Annotated in this window: 14 protein-coding genes, 3 pseudogenes and 1 riboswitch; of the genes and pseudogenes, 8 read left to right on the top strand and 9 right to left on the bottom strand. The window is 66.6% G+C overall.

What is annotated here, in order from left to right:
- Positions 1 to 91: 91 nt before the first annotated feature.
- Both ACFOJE_RS02760 and ACFOJE_RS02755 read left to right on the top strand, forming a co-directional pair.
- Positions 92 to 1402: a type II toxin-antitoxin system HipA family toxin gene (locus ACFOJE_RS02760; RefSeq protein WP_377812721.1), complete on the top strand. Its 1311-nt coding sequence runs from the start codon at positions 92 to 94 to the stop codon at positions 1400 to 1402.
- Complete coding sequence (locus tag ACFOJE_RS02755) at positions 1399 to 1689, top strand: helix-turn-helix domain-containing protein (protein ID WP_377812720.1); 291 nt, start codon at positions 1399 to 1401, stop codon at positions 1687 to 1689. Before ACFOJE_RS02760 ends, ACFOJE_RS02755 begins: the two co-directional genes overlap by 4 nt.
- Before the next feature lie 212 nt (positions 1690 to 1901).
- On the opposite strand, the gene ACFOJE_RS02750 is transcribed toward ACFOJE_RS02755, so the two are convergent.
- From ACFOJE_RS02750 to ACFOJE_RS02735, 4 genes and pseudogenes are all read right to left on the bottom strand, one after another.
- Positions 1902 to 2606 (bottom strand): YiiX/YebB-like N1pC/P60 family cysteine hydrolase, encoded by a 705-nt coding sequence (locus ACFOJE_RS02750; RefSeq protein ID WP_377812719.1) that lies wholly within the window; start codon positions 2604 to 2606, stop codon positions 1902 to 1904.
- Positions 2607 to 2645: 39 nt separating this feature from the next.
- Positions 2646 to 3650 carry a restriction endonuclease gene (locus ACFOJE_RS02745; protein WP_377812718.1) on the bottom strand — a complete coding sequence of 335 codons (1005 nt, stop codon included), beginning with the start codon at positions 3648 to 3650 and terminating at the stop codon, positions 2646 to 2648.
- A 127-nt stretch (positions 3651 to 3777) separates the two neighbouring features.
- Entirely contained in the window at positions 3778 to 3951 is a 174-nt protein-coding gene (locus ACFOJE_RS02740; RefSeq protein ID WP_377812717.1) for a hypothetical protein, read from the bottom strand.
- 28 nt (positions 3952 to 3979) lie between these two features.
- A pseudogene (locus tag ACFOJE_RS02735) lies at positions 3980 to 4213 on the bottom strand (transposase domain-containing protein); the annotation flags it as partial.
- Positions 4214 to 4294: 81 nt separating this feature from the next.
- Here ACFOJE_RS02735 and ACFOJE_RS02730 point away from each other — a divergent pair.
- A complete protein-coding gene (locus ACFOJE_RS02730; RefSeq protein WP_377812802.1) occupies positions 4295 to 4957 on the top strand; it encodes a hypothetical protein in 663 nt (220 codons plus the stop codon).
- A 137-nt stretch (positions 4958 to 5094) separates the two neighbouring features.
- Here ACFOJE_RS02730 and ACFOJE_RS02725 read toward each other — a convergent pair.
- Together ACFOJE_RS02725 and ACFOJE_RS02720 are read right to left on the bottom strand one after the other, a co-directional pair.
- A pseudogene (locus tag ACFOJE_RS02725) lies at positions 5095 to 5294 on the bottom strand (precorrin-6A/cobalt-precorrin-6A reductase); the annotation flags it as partial.
- Positions 5295 to 5382: 88 nt separating this feature from the next.
- Complete coding sequence (locus ACFOJE_RS02720) at positions 5383 to 5946, bottom strand: TetR/AcrR family transcriptional regulator (RefSeq protein WP_377812716.1); 564 nt, start codon at positions 5944 to 5946, stop codon at positions 5383 to 5385.
- Positions 5947 to 6029: 83 nt separating this feature from the next.
- Between ACFOJE_RS02720 and ACFOJE_RS02715 the strand changes: the two genes are divergently transcribed.
- Entirely contained in the window at positions 6030 to 6701 is a 672-nt protein-coding gene (locus ACFOJE_RS02715) for a glutathione S-transferase family protein (protein WP_377812715.1), read from the top strand.
- 100 nt (positions 6702 to 6801) lie between these two features.
- Here the strand turns inward: ACFOJE_RS02715 and ACFOJE_RS02710 are convergent, their stop codons facing one another.
- The 3 genes from ACFOJE_RS02710 to cbiE are packed head-to-tail and all read right to left on the bottom strand — an operon-like array spanning position 6802 to position 9849.
- Complete coding sequence (locus ACFOJE_RS02710) at positions 6802 to 7536, bottom strand: cobalt-precorrin-6A reductase (protein ID WP_377812714.1); 735 nt, start codon at positions 7534 to 7536, stop codon at positions 6802 to 6804.
- Positions 7533 to 8633 (bottom strand): cobalt-precorrin-5B (C(1))-methyltransferase, encoded by a 1101-nt coding sequence (locus tag ACFOJE_RS02705; protein ID WP_377812713.1) that lies wholly within the window; start codon positions 8631 to 8633, stop codon positions 7533 to 7535. The genes ACFOJE_RS02710 and ACFOJE_RS02705 overlap by 4 nt, the downstream gene beginning before the upstream one ends.
- A complete protein-coding gene (cbiE, locus tag ACFOJE_RS02700; protein ID WP_377812712.1) occupies positions 8626 to 9849 on the bottom strand; it encodes a precorrin-6y C5,15-methyltransferase (decarboxylating) subunit CbiE in 1224 nt (407 codons plus the stop codon). Before cbiE ends, ACFOJE_RS02705 begins: the two co-directional genes overlap by 8 nt.
- 61 nt (positions 9850 to 9910) lie before the next feature.
- Positions 9911 to 10083, top strand: a riboswitch (cobalamin riboswitch).
- A 94-nt stretch (positions 10084 to 10177) separates the two neighbouring features.
- Between cbiE and cobG the strand changes: the two genes are divergently transcribed.
- The 4 genes and pseudogenes from cobG to ACFOJE_RS02680 all read left to right on the top strand — a co-directional run.
- On the top strand, positions 10178 to 11527 hold the full coding sequence (gene cobG, locus ACFOJE_RS02695) for a precorrin-3B synthase (protein ID WP_377812711.1): 1350 nt from the start codon (positions 10178 to 10180) through the stop codon (positions 11525 to 11527).
- On the top strand, positions 11524 to 12150 hold the full coding sequence (locus ACFOJE_RS02690; protein WP_377812710.1) for a precorrin-8X methylmutase: 627 nt from the start codon (positions 11524 to 11526) through the stop codon (positions 12148 to 12150). Before cobG ends, ACFOJE_RS02690 begins: the two co-directional genes overlap by 4 nt.
- Positions 12147 to 12893, top strand: a complete 747-nt coding sequence (locus ACFOJE_RS02685) for a precorrin-2 C(20)-methyltransferase (protein WP_377812709.1) — start codon at positions 12147 to 12149, stop codon at positions 12891 to 12893. Before ACFOJE_RS02690 ends, ACFOJE_RS02685 begins: the two co-directional genes overlap by 4 nt.
- Positions 12893 to 13544 (top strand): annotated as a pseudogene (locus tag ACFOJE_RS02680) (precorrin-3B C(17)-methyltransferase); the annotation flags it as partial. The gene ACFOJE_RS02685 and the pseudogene ACFOJE_RS02680, both read left to right, overlap by 1 nt.

Raw genomic sequence — 13544 nt, 5'->3', positions numbered from 1 at the left:
CTCTTTTCGACTTGGAGTGGTCCAGAATAGGCATTAAGATGCCCATCGATACCGACTCAGCGGAGGGGCGGCAAGCGCAGCCGGACATGCCATGGAAACCATAACCCTGCAGGTCCACCTGGACGGCCAGTGGCGCGATGCGCTGCGGGTGCGCTTCGACGCGCCCGCAGACGGGCTGCGCAGCCGTTGCAGCGCCAGCTACGAGGCCGACTACCTGGTCGCCCACCTCGACGAGCTGGGCACGGCGAAGGCGCCGGCGGTGAGCGCGGCGTTCCCCCTGGGCTGGGAAGACTACCGGGGCATCGCCCCGGCCTTCCTGCACGACATCGTCCCCGCCGGCGCCGCGCGGCGGCACATTCTGGCGTGCATGGCGCTGCCCCTCGATGCGCCGGAAGAGTTCTTCCTGCTGCAGCGCTGCACCATGGCGCCGGTCGGCAACCTGCGCGTCAAGGAGTCCGTCGCCGCCCCGTGCGAGGCGGTCGGCTTCCCGCGCGAAGAAGTGATCCGCCGCGACATCCGTTTCCTCGACTACGCCTACGAGCGCGGGGCGGCCGTCGGCGGCGCCACGGGGGCTGGCGGCGAGGCGCCCAAGCTGCTGCTGGCCGAGGATGCCGCCGGCGACCTCCACCCGGACGCCAGCCTGCCCGACGCCGAGGTGCGCCGGCACTGGTTCGTCAAGTTTCCGCGCAACGCCGGGACGGAAACCGACCGGAACATCCTGCGCAGCGAATACTGCTACTACCGCGCGCTCGACCGGCTGGGCATCGAGACCATCTCCGCCGAAGGGCTGGCCTACGAGGAAGCGGAGAAGCCCAGCCTGTGGATGCGCCGCTTCGACCGCCGGGTCGGCCCGGCCGGGGTCGAGCGCATCGCCGTCGAGTCCGCCTATTCCCTCTGCGGCGTGACCCGGCCGGGCAGCCGCCTGGAGCATGTCGAAGTGGTCGCCCGTCTGGCGCAAACCTGGGACGCCGCCGGGCAGGGCGCGGAAATTCCCGCCCTGGTCGCCGAGTACCTGCGCCGCGACCTGCTCAACCAGATCCTCGGCAACACCGACAACCACGGGCGCAACCTCTCCATCCTGCGCAGCCGCGAGCGCATCGACCTGGCGCCGATCTACGACCTCGCGCCGATGGCGATGGACCCCGAAGGCGTGGTGCGCACGACCCGCTGGCCCGAAGGCATCGAGCGGCTGGACGGCACCGACTGGCGTGCCGCCTGTAACGCCCTGGCGCGCTGGAGCGACCCCGAGCGGCTGTTTGAGGGCCTGCGCGCCGACGCCCGGCGACTGCTGGCCCTGCCGGACCTGCTGAACGAACTGGGCCTGCCCGAACAGACCTGGCAGGCGCCGACCATCCCGCTCGCCCGCCTGGAAACCACCCTGCGCCGCTGGGGGTTGTTATGAAGAAACCGGAAGAAGACCGCGGCGCGGTACTTGACGACATCCGCCAGCAACTGGCCGACGGCACCCTGAGCTTCGGCGGCGCCATCCGCCAGCTGCGCCTGCGCGTCACCGGCCTGAACCAGACCGACTTCGCCCGCATGTGCAAACTCTCCTTGCGCACCCTGCGCCAGCTCGAACAGGACGCCGGCAACCCCACGGTGGCGACGCTGGACAGTGTGTTGAGGTTGTTCGGGATGCGGGTGGGGGTTGTGGCGGTGAAGAGGAGGGAGGTTGGGGGGACTGAGTGACTATGAGTTGCAGGAACTGAGTGAGCGAATCCGTTGGCAACCCGCTGCAGTCGGCCAGAAGCGGACAGTCAGCCCAATAAATAAATCTGTCCCCTTTTTCCATTCACAAGACCTTAATGAGGATGTCATACGACTTACCGTCAGCTGTATAGTAATAATGAGGTTCAGCACTGACTGATTTGTTTGGTAATTATTGACTAATTCTGCAATGGCTATATGGCGTCATTTTCATCCCAAAAATTCAGAGCCCTACCAGTGCGAAAGCTTTCTTTTACCTCCGCCACAGTTTTCTTCATTTCCGGGGAGCCATTGGTTTCAAAGTGATCAAAAATTTGCTTTCTAATTTGGCTGTGGAGATTGCGTCGAGCAAAAATCATTTGCTGGAACGCCAGATTCACATGTATGAGAGGTAATATTTGCCCCCATGTGGCCAAGTCAGCAGCGTACTCAGAAGTCACGGCAATCCAGTCGTTTTGTGCATCGAATTCTTTATCGAAATCGGCAGGTATTACTTTGCTTAGCTTTCTTCCGTTTAGTATTCGAATTCCCGCGCGCTTGTGTGTTTTGGCTGCAAATTCAGAGCAAAAAGATGAGACCTCGTTTCCGCCCATCATAAATGCGCGGTTATACTTTTGTCTCTGAAAATATAGTGCGCTTTTCTGTAGCTCCTCTTCCTGCGCCTCAGTCAATCCCCTAAGCCGCATAACACGCCAGTCAGATTGGCATGACTTTAACTCTTCAGTCATCTCGGCGAGATGTACCCCCTTGCCACCGATTGAGTGAACAATAGCGTTCTCCGCGTATATCGCGGCGACATGACTGGACTTTGCTCTCCAGTAACAAGGTTTCTGCGCATAGACAATTGTCTTTGATTGGCCAGTCAGGCCAGTAACTAGCAAAATATCACCAGGCTTCACCGCTATTTTTCTCCTCTAGGCGAAATTTTAGTTTGTTTGTTAGCTGGTGTGTCCGAATAGCTTTCTATCAATCCATGCGGTTAAATCGTTTCTATCTACTTTTCCTAGTATGTATTGGTCGCGTTGAACTCGTTGCAAAGCTCCAGAGGTCAGGAAGCTAGAGGTGACGATGATCCCTTTACTGGCTTTGTGCTCATTTCTTACGTCCGCTAACTCTCTGATTGTCTCGATTCCGATCTTCCTGCCTGCCCTGTATTTCTTGGCTTGCCAAAGGGCTTTGAATAACCCATGTTCGCCGAGGTCTTTGACGGCAACAATATCTATTCCATTATCTTTTGTTCCGGCCATAAGCTCAATTTCGTAGCCGTCGGATTCGAGTAGTTTCGAAACGAAGATTTCAAATTGACGCCAACTCAAGTCATCTAGATTATTCGTCTTGGCGTAAAGTCTTGATGCTAAATCAATGCTAGGGGCGAATCTTGCTATCTGTATTCTTGTTTCTGGTAGAGCGAGTGCTTGAAAATCGAAAAAGAACTCCCTTTCAATATTGAAAGTCCAGTCGATAGTGCTTCCCATTAGTGGGGTGGTTGAAACATATAAGCACTGATTGGTTTGATTTTCAAGCAGTAATCTGTCGGCGATATTAATCGCCTCTTTATGATGTATATTCACATCATCAATGATTACGAGCAGTCCTCCCGAGGAGGCGTATTTGATAAGGCGATTAAACATGCCATCAATGAGCAAGTCGCTGTACGAGAAAGCTATTCCATCTTCCTCGAACTCGCTAAAGGCAAGGCTTAGATCTATTTGTTTCGCCTTGGCGGTTTCTGCCCACTGCTCAAGGCGAACTTGAAAGTCTGAGATGACTACTAGCTTTTTGTTTCTGCCTTCTTTGAGCCTTCTATGAGCTGCATGAATGACTGCCGTTGTTTTTCCAGTGCCAATTGCGGCAACCAAGGTGTTTCTTTGGCGGTCTGATGCCACAAATTCTTCAATGAACTTTTGCTGCCACTGGCTTGGCAGGAAGTTGAGAGTTTCCAACTGTCATCCTTAGGGTGTTTTGGCTTAGCGACTATCCAATCTGAAAAAGCCAATTACTAGCTCAGTCTTTTGACAAGTCAGAGTTGACATTTCCAAGCGCTAATGTAGCCACGAAAGTGTAGATAAATCAGTGCGTAAGCCTATCTTTGACAAGCAGTGCTGAAAAGCAAAACCAGCGGCTGCGCTGGAAACCCTTGAGCTGATCAAGGCCGATGGCAGGCAGGCGTCGTTTCTCAAGACTGATGTCTCGGATGAAGAACAGGTGCAGGCGCTGGTGGCGTTTGCTCTGTAAGCGCTCCACGAACCCCACCCTTGCATATGGATAAGGCTCATGTGGAGCTGCAAAGCGCAGGCGTAGGTGAGCAACTCCACGGCAGCAGCGCTTCGTAGTCTTCCACGCATTGTGCCGCTGGCAGGCGTTCGAGGATGTGCCGTAGCCAGGCGTAGGGCTCCTGGCCGTTGGCCTTGGCGGTTTCGATCAGGCTGTAGATCCGCGCGCTGGCCGTGGCGCCCTTGGGGGTGTCGCTGAGCAGCCAGTTCTTGCGGCCGATGACGAACGGAGAAACGGGGACAGATTTATTTATTGGGCTGCTGTCCGCTTCTGGCCGGAAACGGCGCCTGAGCCGATCAAAAACGGAAAAACTATGGGTATCAATGAACGACTGATCGAGGCATACGCGGAAGCCCTTTCTCCAGCAGTCCTCAGGCAATTTGAAGGCAAGGACGACGACCTGGCGGGAATATTCCTACCTTCTGCTCCGGAAGAGCGTATGCCCCTGATGATCGTTGGCATGGAGACTAGGAAATGGAACGGCCACTTCAGGGCTGTGCGCAATGGGGAGATCCGGAACTACATCGAGTCATCTATGAGCCTGCACCGGAAGTACCTGACGCTGCCAACCAAGCGCTCAAGCTTTGGGCGGTTCCACCTGCACGCGGCAAGCACTCTTGGATATGAGCGGGGGCAGATCGGCTGGGGGAATCTTCTGGCCGTCAGCTATAGGAAGACCTCTCCGGTTCGCAGCGCGGCTTTCGCACCGATCCTCGAGCTCTCTGGTGTGCTCTTAAGAAAGCAGCTTGAGATCATCAAACCGGAGGCTGTGATTTTCGTATGCGGTTGGCGCTATGACAGCTATCTCAAGCAGAGCCTGGGTGGCCTTATCACGGACAGCAACGTGATGACTCCGAAGTCACTCTGGGAATTTAAGGTAGGGGAGTCGACGTGCTTCCGTACTAGCCATCCTAGGTACGTAGCGGGACGGAAGTACCGGGACAGGGCATTGAGACTGATTCAAGAAAGCGCGTAGCACGTAGGGTAGAAAACCGCGCAGCGTTTTCTACCAATCTGTCCCCGTCGCAATACCCGGTGGGCAAGACCTGCGGTCGTTTTCCACACTACGCTATGAGGCGTGCCGGCTAGGCCAGCTAGCCCCTCGGCCAACCCCGCCCGCAACGCTTCGCCACTGTCAAATTCCCGCGCCACCGCCGGTAACTCCGGCCTTCTCAACACCAATACCGGAATCCCCCGTTCGCGGGCGGCCTGCAGCTTGTGTTCGGTGGCCTGGCTGCCGCTGTTCTTGCGTCGCAGTCGATGCGTTCCATGAGCGCGCGTTCGTCGTCGAGGGCGAAGGGGCCGTGGGCGCCTGGACGGTGAGGCAGCACATGCGCCAGTTCTGCTTGTAGGGGTTACTTTGCTAACTGTCCCGTGGATGCCGTTCGGCAGCCATCGCTCTCAAGACTCCTCCAGTAATGCCTGACTGTGATCGCGGCAAGCGGCCAAAAGCTCCTCGCTCAGCTCCGCATCGTCCAGTGCGCGTGCCAGTGCCACGCCACCGATGAGCGTCACCGCCAGCTGCAACGCCTTTTCTCTTGTTCCGGTATCGCCCGGTAGCGCCGCTTGCAGCCGCTCGACAAAGCCGCTGAATGTGCGCGTGTAGCTCTGCCGCACGCGGGTTTCCCTGAGCGCCACATCGATGGCCATGAAGGCCAGCGGGCAGCGCGGGTTGCCGCCCTGCGCATGGTCGTGTTGCAGATAGCCGTCCACCAGCCTGCTCAGGCCATGCTCGCCCAGGGTGTCGAGATGCGCGGCGCCGACTCGCGCGGCGTGGGCGATGGCCTCGCCATAGAGTTCCGACTTGGTGCGGAAGTGGTGGTAGAAGGCGCCGCGCGTCAGGCCGGCGTCTTCCATCAGTTCGTCGATCCCAACCGCATCGAAGCCGCGTAGCGAAAACAGCCGGGCGGCGCTGTCGAGGATGCGTTCCCTGGTCTGATCGCAGCGGTTTTCTGGCCATGCCATCGAGAGTCCTCCGGATTATGTTCTTGAACATAAGGTGCCACTTGGCAGCATGCAGGCCTCCCTCCGAAGAAGGAAGCTTTCCGATGGCTTTGCATATCTATGGTCCCGCTTTCAGCACGCTCGTACGCAGTGTGCGGCTGTATTGTCTGGAGAAAGGTTTGGCAGTTGGTAGCGGGATGAGTGTCGACGGCCGGCCTGTGCCTCTGCACAGCGCCGAGCATTTCGCTTTGCATCCTTTCGGGCAAATGCCGGTATTGCTGCACGACGGGAACCGGGTTTTCGAAACCCTGGCTATCTGTCGTTATCTCGACCGGATCTTTCCCGACAGTTCTCTGGAGCCGACAGACGCGGCCACGCAAGCGCTGGTCGATCAGTGGGCGAGCGCGCTGATCACCACGGTCGATACCCGGCTGATCCGGCGCTATCTGCTGAGAGTCGCCGGCCCGCGGGTCATCGAGCCGCTCAATGGCCAGGCGTTGGTTGAGGCCGAAATGGTGGTCGACCAGACACTGACGGTGCTCGAGCGCGAACTCGGGGAGAAAGGCTTCTTCTGCGGCGCGCGCTTCAGCCTTGCCGACGCGCTGCTCGTGCCCATGCTCGACTACCTGACGCGGGTCCCGAATAGCGAGTGGCTGGCCGGCCACCCCACGCTCGCTGCCTACCTGCAGCGCTTGCGCCAACGCCCGTCGGGGCGCGAGGTGCTGGTCGCGCCCGACTTCGCGGAGCTGCAGCGCGCCGCCCAGACGAGCCCGTAGGGTAGAAAACCGCGCAGCGTTTTCTACCAGCCCGAGCCGCGCAAGATTCGGTGGAAAAGACCTGCGGTCGTTTTCCACCCTACGCGGCGGGGCGTGCCGGTCAGGCCAGCCAGCCGTCCTCGGCCAACCCAGCCAGCAGCACCTCGCCGCTAGCAAACTCCCGATCCACCGCCGGCAACTCCGGCCGTTTCAACACCAATACCGGAATCCCCCGCTCGCGGGCGGCTTGCAGTTTGTGTTCGGTGGCCTGGCTGCCGCTGTTCTTGCTGACCAGCACGTCGCAGTCGATGCGCGCGATGAGCGCGCGTTCGTCGTCGAGGGCGAAGGGGCCGCGGGCGCCGAGGATTTCCGCGCGCGGTGCAGGCGGCTGGGCGGTGAGGCAGCGCACGGTCCAGTGCTGGTGGGCGGGGATTTCTTCCAGGTGCTCCAGCGGTTCGCGGCCGAGGGTGAACAGCGGGCGGCGGAACGGGGCGAGGGCGGCGATCAGTTCCGCCCAGTCGTTCACCTCGCGCCAGTCGTCGCCGGGGCCGGCCTGCCAGCCGGGGCGGCGCAGCGCCCAGCAGAGGATGCCGGCGAGCTGCGTGGCGCGCGCGGCGTTGCGGCTGATCTGCGCGGCGTAGGGGTGGGTGGCGTCGACCAGCAGGCCGATGCCTTCCTCGCTGATGAAGCGCGCCAGCCCCTCGGCGCCGCCGTAGCCGCCGACGCGCACCTGGCAGGGCAGGTCGTCCGGCACCTTGCCGAGGCCGGCGAGGCTGTAGATGGCGTCGGCCGGCAGGCGGCGGGCGATGGCCAGCGCCTCGCCGATGCCGCCGAGCAGGAGGATGCGGTTGCTCATGGTGCGGGTTCCAGTGCCTGGCCGACGAAGCGGCCTTGGCGGTCGATGGCGAAGACTTCCAGGCGCACCTGCGCCGGGACTATCGAGCGGGCGAAGGCCAGCGCGCGGGCGCATACCGCGTCGCCGAGGGCGATGCCGGCGGCGGCGGCCAGGGCCAGCGCCTGCTGGCTGGTGTTGGCGGCGCGCATGGCGTCCTGCAGCGCGCCGTCGGCGCTCAGTTCGGCGGCCCACTCGGCCAGCTGCGGCAGGTCGATGCTGGAGCGGCGGCTGTGCAGGTCGAGGTGGCCGGCGGCCAGCTTGCTGATCTTGCCGAAGCCACCGCACAGGGTCATGCGCGCCACCGGGGCGCGGCGCAGGTGCTTGAGCACCGCGCCGGCGAAGTCGCCCATCTCGATCAGCGCGCAGTCATCGAGGCCGTAGTGGCGGCGCATGGCGTCTTCGCTGGCGTTGCCGGTGCAGGCGGCGAGGTGCTGCAGGCCGTTGGCGCGGGCGACGTCGATGGCCTGGTGGATGGAGGCGATGTACGCCGAGCAGGAGAACGGCCGGACGATGCCGGTGGTGCCGAGGATGGAGATGCCGCCGAGGATGCCCAGGCGCGGGTTCATGGTCTTCAGGGCGATCTCCGCGCCGTTCTCCACGCAGACGGTGATTTCGAAGCCGCCGGCATAGCCGTGTTCGGCGGCCAGGGCGGTGAGGTGCTCGGTCATCATCTGCCGCGGCACCGGGTTGATCGCCGGCTCGCCGACCGCCAGCACTAGGCCGGGGCGGGTGACGGTGCCGACGCCGGGGCCGGCGTGGAAGCGCACGCCGGGGCGCGGATCGAGCGCCACCTGGGCGGTGATCAGCGCGCCGTGGGTGGCGTCCGGGTCGTCGCCGCCGTCCTTGAGCGTGCCGGCCTCGGCGCCGCCTTCGCACGGCCGGCAGAACTCCAGGAGCATGCTGACCCGCTGGCCCCTGGGCAGGACGATCTCCACCGCGTCGCAGGCGGCGCCGCCGAGCAGCAGGCGCGCGGCGGCCAGGCTGGTGGCGGTGGCGCAGCTGCCGGTGGTCAGGCCGGTGCGCAGCGGGCGCGGCTGTTCCGGGGTTTCCTCACGCATCGGCGGCGGCCTCGATGGGCTTGCGCACGGCGAGCAGGGTGATCGGCAGCGCCTGGCGCCAGGTGTCGAAGCTGCCCAGCGGCCGGGCGTGGGCGATGTGCAGGCGCAGCAGCTCGCCGCCGTGGCGGGCGTGCCAGTCGATCAGCCGCGCCTCGCTCTGCAGGGTGACGGCGTTGGCGATCAGCCGTCCGCCCGGCTTGAGCGCCGCCCAGCAGTCTTCCAGCACCCCGGGTACGGTGACGCCGCCGCCGATGAACACCGCGTCCGGCGCCGGCAGGCCGCCCAGCGCCTGCGGCGCGCTGCCGGCGACCAGCTGCAGGTGCGGCACGCCGAGGGCGTCGCGGTTGTGGCGGATGTGCGCCTGGCGGCCTTCGTCGGCCTCGACCGCGATGGCGCGGCACTGCGCATGGGCGCGCAGCCACTCGATGCCGATGGAGCCGCAGCCGGCGCCGACGTCCCAGAGCAGCTCGCCGGGCAGCGGGGCGAGGCGGGCGAGGGTCACCGCGCGCACGTCGCGCTTGGTCAGCTGGCCGTCGTGGCGGTAGGCCTCGTCGGGCAGGCCGACGGTGGGCGGCAGCGGCTGCATGGCGGCATCGCTGCGGCAGTCGACGGCGAGCAGGTTGAGGGCGGCGCCCGGCGGCAGCTGCCAGTCGTCGGCCAGGCCGTCGATGCGCCGCTCCTCCGCGCCGCCGAGGTGTTCCAGCACGCTGAGGCGGCTGGGGCCGAAGCCGCGTTCGCGCAGCAGCGCGGCGACCTGCGCCGGGCTGTCCGCGTCGTTGCTCAGCACCAAGAGGCGCGCGCCGGGGTAGAGGTGGCGGTTGAGCGCGGCCAGCGGGCGGGCCACCAGCGACACGCAGGTGCAGTCCTGCAGCGCCCAGCCGAGCCGCGCGGCGGCCAGCGACAGCGAGGAGGGCGCCGGCAGCACGCGCAGCTCGCCGGCCGGCAGCTCGCGGGCCAGGCTGGCGCCGACGCCGTAGAACATCGGGTCGCCGCTGGCCAGCACGCAGGTCGGCGTGCCGCGCCGAGCCAGCACCGGGGCGAGGCCGAACGGGCTGGGCCAGGTCGCGCGCGCGCCGGCCACGCAGCGCGGCAGCAGGGCGAGCTGGCGCTCGGCGCCGACGATATGCGCGGCGCCGAGCAGGGCGCGGCGCGCCGTCTTGCCCAGGCCGGCGAAACCGTCCTCGCCGATGCCTACGATGGTCAGCCAGGGCGTCATGCGATCTCCTCGTGATGGGGCCCGGTTGGCGCGTCGCGCAGCCAGGGCGTGAAAAGGCAGGCATAATAGCGCGCTCGCCGGTGCCCGTTCAGGGCCGAAGAGGGAACACGGATCGCCGTGGCTGCCCCCGCAACTGTCCGCAGCGAGTCCGCCACACAGGCCACTGGGCAACCGGGAAGGCGTGGCGGACGCCGAGCTGCCAGCCAGGAGACCTGCCGGCCAAGCCAGTCGCGCGCGCCGACATCGGGCGGGGTGTACCGATGCTGCCGACCCGTCCGCCGTGCGCGGACGGCGCAGGGTCGCCGCGCGATGCCACCGGGTGACCCTGTTGAACCATTCGCTTGACGCGGCCGTGCCGCGACCTTCCGCCTGTCCCGGCCTGCTGCGCATCGTCGCCGCGCGCGACGGCGGCATCTGCCGGATCAAGCTGCCGGGCGGCCGGCTGGACGCCGCCCAGGCGCGCGCCATCGCCGCGGCCGCCACGGCCTGCGCCGGCGGCGTGCTGGAGGCGACCAACCGCGCCAACCTGCAGATCCGCGGCGTGCTGCCCGGCCGGGAGGCCGAGCTGATCGAGCGCCTGCTGGCCGCCGGCCTCGGCGCCGCCAGCGCCGGCGGCGACGACGTGCGCAACCTGATGCTCAGCCCCGCCGCCGGCCACGACCCGCAGGCGCTGGCCGATACCCGGCCGCTGGCCGCCGCGCTGCTCGCCCGCTTGGAAGGCGAGCCGCGCTGGCACGCGCTGTCGCCCAAGTTCGCCGTGCAGCTCGACGGCGGCGAGGCGCTGGCGATGCTCGACCACCCCCACGATCTGTGGCTGGCCGCCCTGCCGGGCGCGCTGGCCTATGCCTTCGGCCTGGCCGGCTGCCCGCCGCAGCAGCCCGGCGACGCCCCGGCGCTGGCCGCGGTGCCGGCCGCGCAGGCCGCCGAGCTGGTGTTCGCCATGCTGGAGCTGTTCCTCGACTGCGCTACGCCCGAGCAGACGCGCATGCGCCAGCTGCTGGAAACGCTGCCGGCCGCCGGGCTGCTGGCCCGCCTGCGCGAGCGCCATCCGCAGCTGGAACTGCGTCAGGACGCCGCGCTGGCCGCCTGGCGCCGCGCCCCGGCCGCGCCGCTGTTGCGCTTCGGCGTGCAGGCCCAATGCGAGGCCGGGCTGCGCCAGGTCGGCGCGCAGGCGGTGCTCGGCCGGCTGGACGCCGCGCAGCTCGCCGCGCTGGCCGGGCTCAGCGAGCGCCACGGCGACGCCACGCTGCGCCTGACCCCCTGGCAGGGCGTGCTGCTGCCCAACGTGCCGGCAGACGCCGCCGCCGCGCTGGCCGCCGACCTGCAGAACCTCGGCCTGCTCACCGACCCGGCCGCGCCGCTGGCCCGGCTGGTGGCCTGCACCGGGCAGTCCGGCTGCGCCCGCGCGCTGGCCGAGACCAAGGCCGACGCCCGCGCGCTGGCCGAACTGCTGCCGGCCGGCGCCGAGCTGCCGGCGGTGCACCTCAGCGGCTGCCCGCGCAGCTGCGCGTCCGCCCAGGTCGCCCCTTACACCCTGCTGGCCACCGCCCCCGGCCGCTACCGCCTGCTGGCGCGCGACCCCGGCGTGGCCGGCTTCGGCCGCGAACTGGCCGACCACCTGACAATCGAGCAGGCCGCCGCGCGGCTGGCCGCTCCCTGCCCGGAGTTCCCCGCATGATCGACTACATCCGCGATGGCCAGGAGATCTACCGCCAATCCTTCGCCATCATCCGCGCCGAGGCCAATCTGGCGGCGATCCCCGCCGATCTGGAGAAGCTCGCCGTGCGGGTGATCCACGCCTGCGGCATGGTCGACGTGGTCGACGCGCTGCGCTTCTCGCCGGGTGCCGGCGCCGCCGGGCGCGCCGCGCTGGCCGCCGGCGCGCCGATCCTCTGCGACGCGCGGATGGTCGCCGAGGGCATCACCCGCGCGCGCCTGCCGGCCGACAACCGGGTCATCTGCACCCTCAACGACCCCGAGGTGCCGGCGCTGGCCCGCGAGCTGGGCAACACCCGCTCGGCGGTGGCGCTGGAGCACTGGCGCGAGCACCTGGAGGGCAGCGTGGTGGTGATCGGCAACGCACCGACCGCGCTGTTCTACCTGCTGGAGATGCTCGACGCCGGCGCGCCCAAGCCGGCGCTGATCCTCGGCTTCCCGGTCGGCTTCGTCGGCGCCGCGGAATCCAAGGACATGCTCGCCGCCGACAGCCGCGGCGTGCCCTACGTGATCGTCCGCGGCCGGCGCGGCGGCAGCGCCATGGCCGCCGCGGCGGTCAACGCGCTGGCCACGGAGGTGGAATGATGAGCAAGGGACGACTGCTGGGCCTGAGCGTCGGGCCGGGCGATCCGGAGCTGATCACCGTCAAGGCGCTGCGCCTGCTGCGCGCCGCGCCGGTGGTGGCCTATTTCGTCGCCAAGGCCAAGGCCAGCAAGGGGCAGGGCGGCAACGCCTTCGGCATCATCGAGCAGCACCTCGACCTGGCGCAGCAGTTGCTGCCGCTGGTCTACCCGGTGACCACCGAGAAGCTCGAGCCGCCGCTGTCCTACGAGGACGTGATCGCCGACTTCTACGATACCGCCGCCGAGCAGGTGGCCGAGCACCTCGACGCCGGCCGCGACGTGGCGGTGATCTGCGAGGGCGATGCGTTTTTCTTCGGCTCCTACATGTACCTGCACGACCGCCTGGCCGGCCGCTACGAGGCGGAAGTGGTGCCGGGGGTGTGCTCGATGCTCGGCGGCGCCGCCGCGCTGGGTTCGCCGCTGGTCTACCGCAACCAGAGCCTGCTGGTGCTCTCCGGGGTGCTGTCCGAGGAGGAGCTGACCGAGCGGCTGTCCGGCGCCGAGGCGGCGGTGGTGATGAAGCTCGGCCGCAACTTCGACAAGGTGCGCCGCGTGCTGGAGCGCCTCGGCCTGGCCGAACGCGCGCTGTACATCGAGCGGGCGACCATGGCCCAGCAGCGCGTGCTGGCGCTCGACGAGGTCGACCCGATGGCCTCGCCGTACTTCTCCCTGATCCTGGTCCCCGGCCAGAGGTGGCGCGGCTGATGCTCAAGACTCCCGCAATCGTGATTCTCGGCTCCGCCAGCCTGGCCACCGCGCGGCGCATCCAGACGCGCTACCCGCAGGCGCCGGTCTACGGCCTGCAGGGCCGCGTCGAGGCGGATATCGCCTACGCCGACTTCGCCGCCACCCTGCGCGAGCTGTACCGCAGCGGCACGCCGATCGTCGCACTGTGCGCCGCCGGCATCGTGATCCGCAGCCTGGCCCCGGCGCTGGCCGACAAGGAGCAGGAGCCGCCGGTGCTGGCGGTGGCCGAGGACGGCAGCGCGGTGGTACCGCTGCTCGGCGGGCTGGCCGGGGTCAACCATCTGGCCCGCGACATCGCGGCGATCTTCGGTATTCCGGCGGCGATCACCACGGCCGGCGAGCTGCGCTTCGGCACCTGCCTGCTCAACCCGCCGGACGGCTACGCGCTGGCCGACGTCGACGAGGGCAAGCGCTTCGTCGCCGACCTGCTGGGCGGCGAGGGGGTCAGCGTCGAGGGCGACGCGCCCTGGCTGGCCGAGGCGCGCCTGCCGCTGCGCGAGGACGCCGGGCGGCGCATCCGGGTGTCCTGCCAGAGCGGCGCGGATGCGCGCGAGCTGCTGATCCACCCGCGCGCGCTGGTGGTCGCCGTGCCGGCCGCCGCCGCCGAGC

The organism is Azotobacter bryophylli (genome assembly GCF_042643485.1).
In the GTDB taxonomy this organism is placed as follows: Bacteria; Pseudomonadota; Gammaproteobacteria; order Pseudomonadales; family Pseudomonadaceae; genus Azotobacter; species Azotobacter bryophylli.
The sequence above is the reverse complement of the archived record's forward strand: the minus strand, read 5'-3'. Positions and strand labels throughout refer to the sequence as shown.

What these genes read in the sequence shown, in the direction of transcription:
- ACFOJE_RS02760 (WP_377812721.1), top strand. Translation starts at nt 92, where the DNA reads ATGGAAACCATAACCCTGCAGGTCCACCTGGACGGCCAGTGGCGCGAT.
- ACFOJE_RS02755 (WP_377812720.1), top strand. Translation starts at nt 1,399, where the DNA reads ATGAAGAAACCGGAAGAAGACCGCGGCGCGGTACTTGACGACATCCGC.
- ACFOJE_RS02730 (WP_377812802.1), top strand. Translation starts at nt 4,295, where the DNA reads ATGGGTATCAATGAACGACTGATCGAGGCATACGCGGAAGCCCTTTCT.
- ACFOJE_RS02720 (WP_377812716.1), bottom strand. Translation starts at nt 5,946, where the DNA reads ATGGCATGGCCAGAAAACCGCTGCGATCAGACCAGGGAACGCATCCTC.
- ACFOJE_RS02715 (WP_377812715.1), top strand. Translation starts at nt 6,030, where the DNA reads ATGGCTTTGCATATCTATGGTCCCGCTTTCAGCACGCTCGTACGCAGT.
- ACFOJE_RS02710 (WP_377812714.1), bottom strand. Translation starts at nt 7,536, where the DNA reads ATGAGCAACCGCATCCTCCTGCTCGGCGGCATCGGCGAGGCGCTGGCC.
- ACFOJE_RS02705 (WP_377812713.1), bottom strand. Translation starts at nt 8,633, where the DNA reads ATGCGTGAGGAAACCCCGGAACAGCCGCGCCCGCTGCGCACCGGCCTG.
- cbiE (WP_377812712.1), bottom strand. Translation starts at nt 9,849, where the DNA reads ATGACGCCCTGGCTGACCATCGTAGGCATCGGCGAGGACGGTTTCGCC.
- ACFOJE_RS02690 (WP_377812710.1), top strand. Translation starts at nt 11,524, where the DNA reads ATGATCGACTACATCCGCGATGGCCAGGAGATCTACCGCCAATCCTTC.
- ACFOJE_RS02685 (WP_377812709.1), top strand. Translation starts at nt 12,147, where the DNA reads ATGATGAGCAAGGGACGACTGCTGGGCCTGAGCGTCGGGCCGGGCGAT.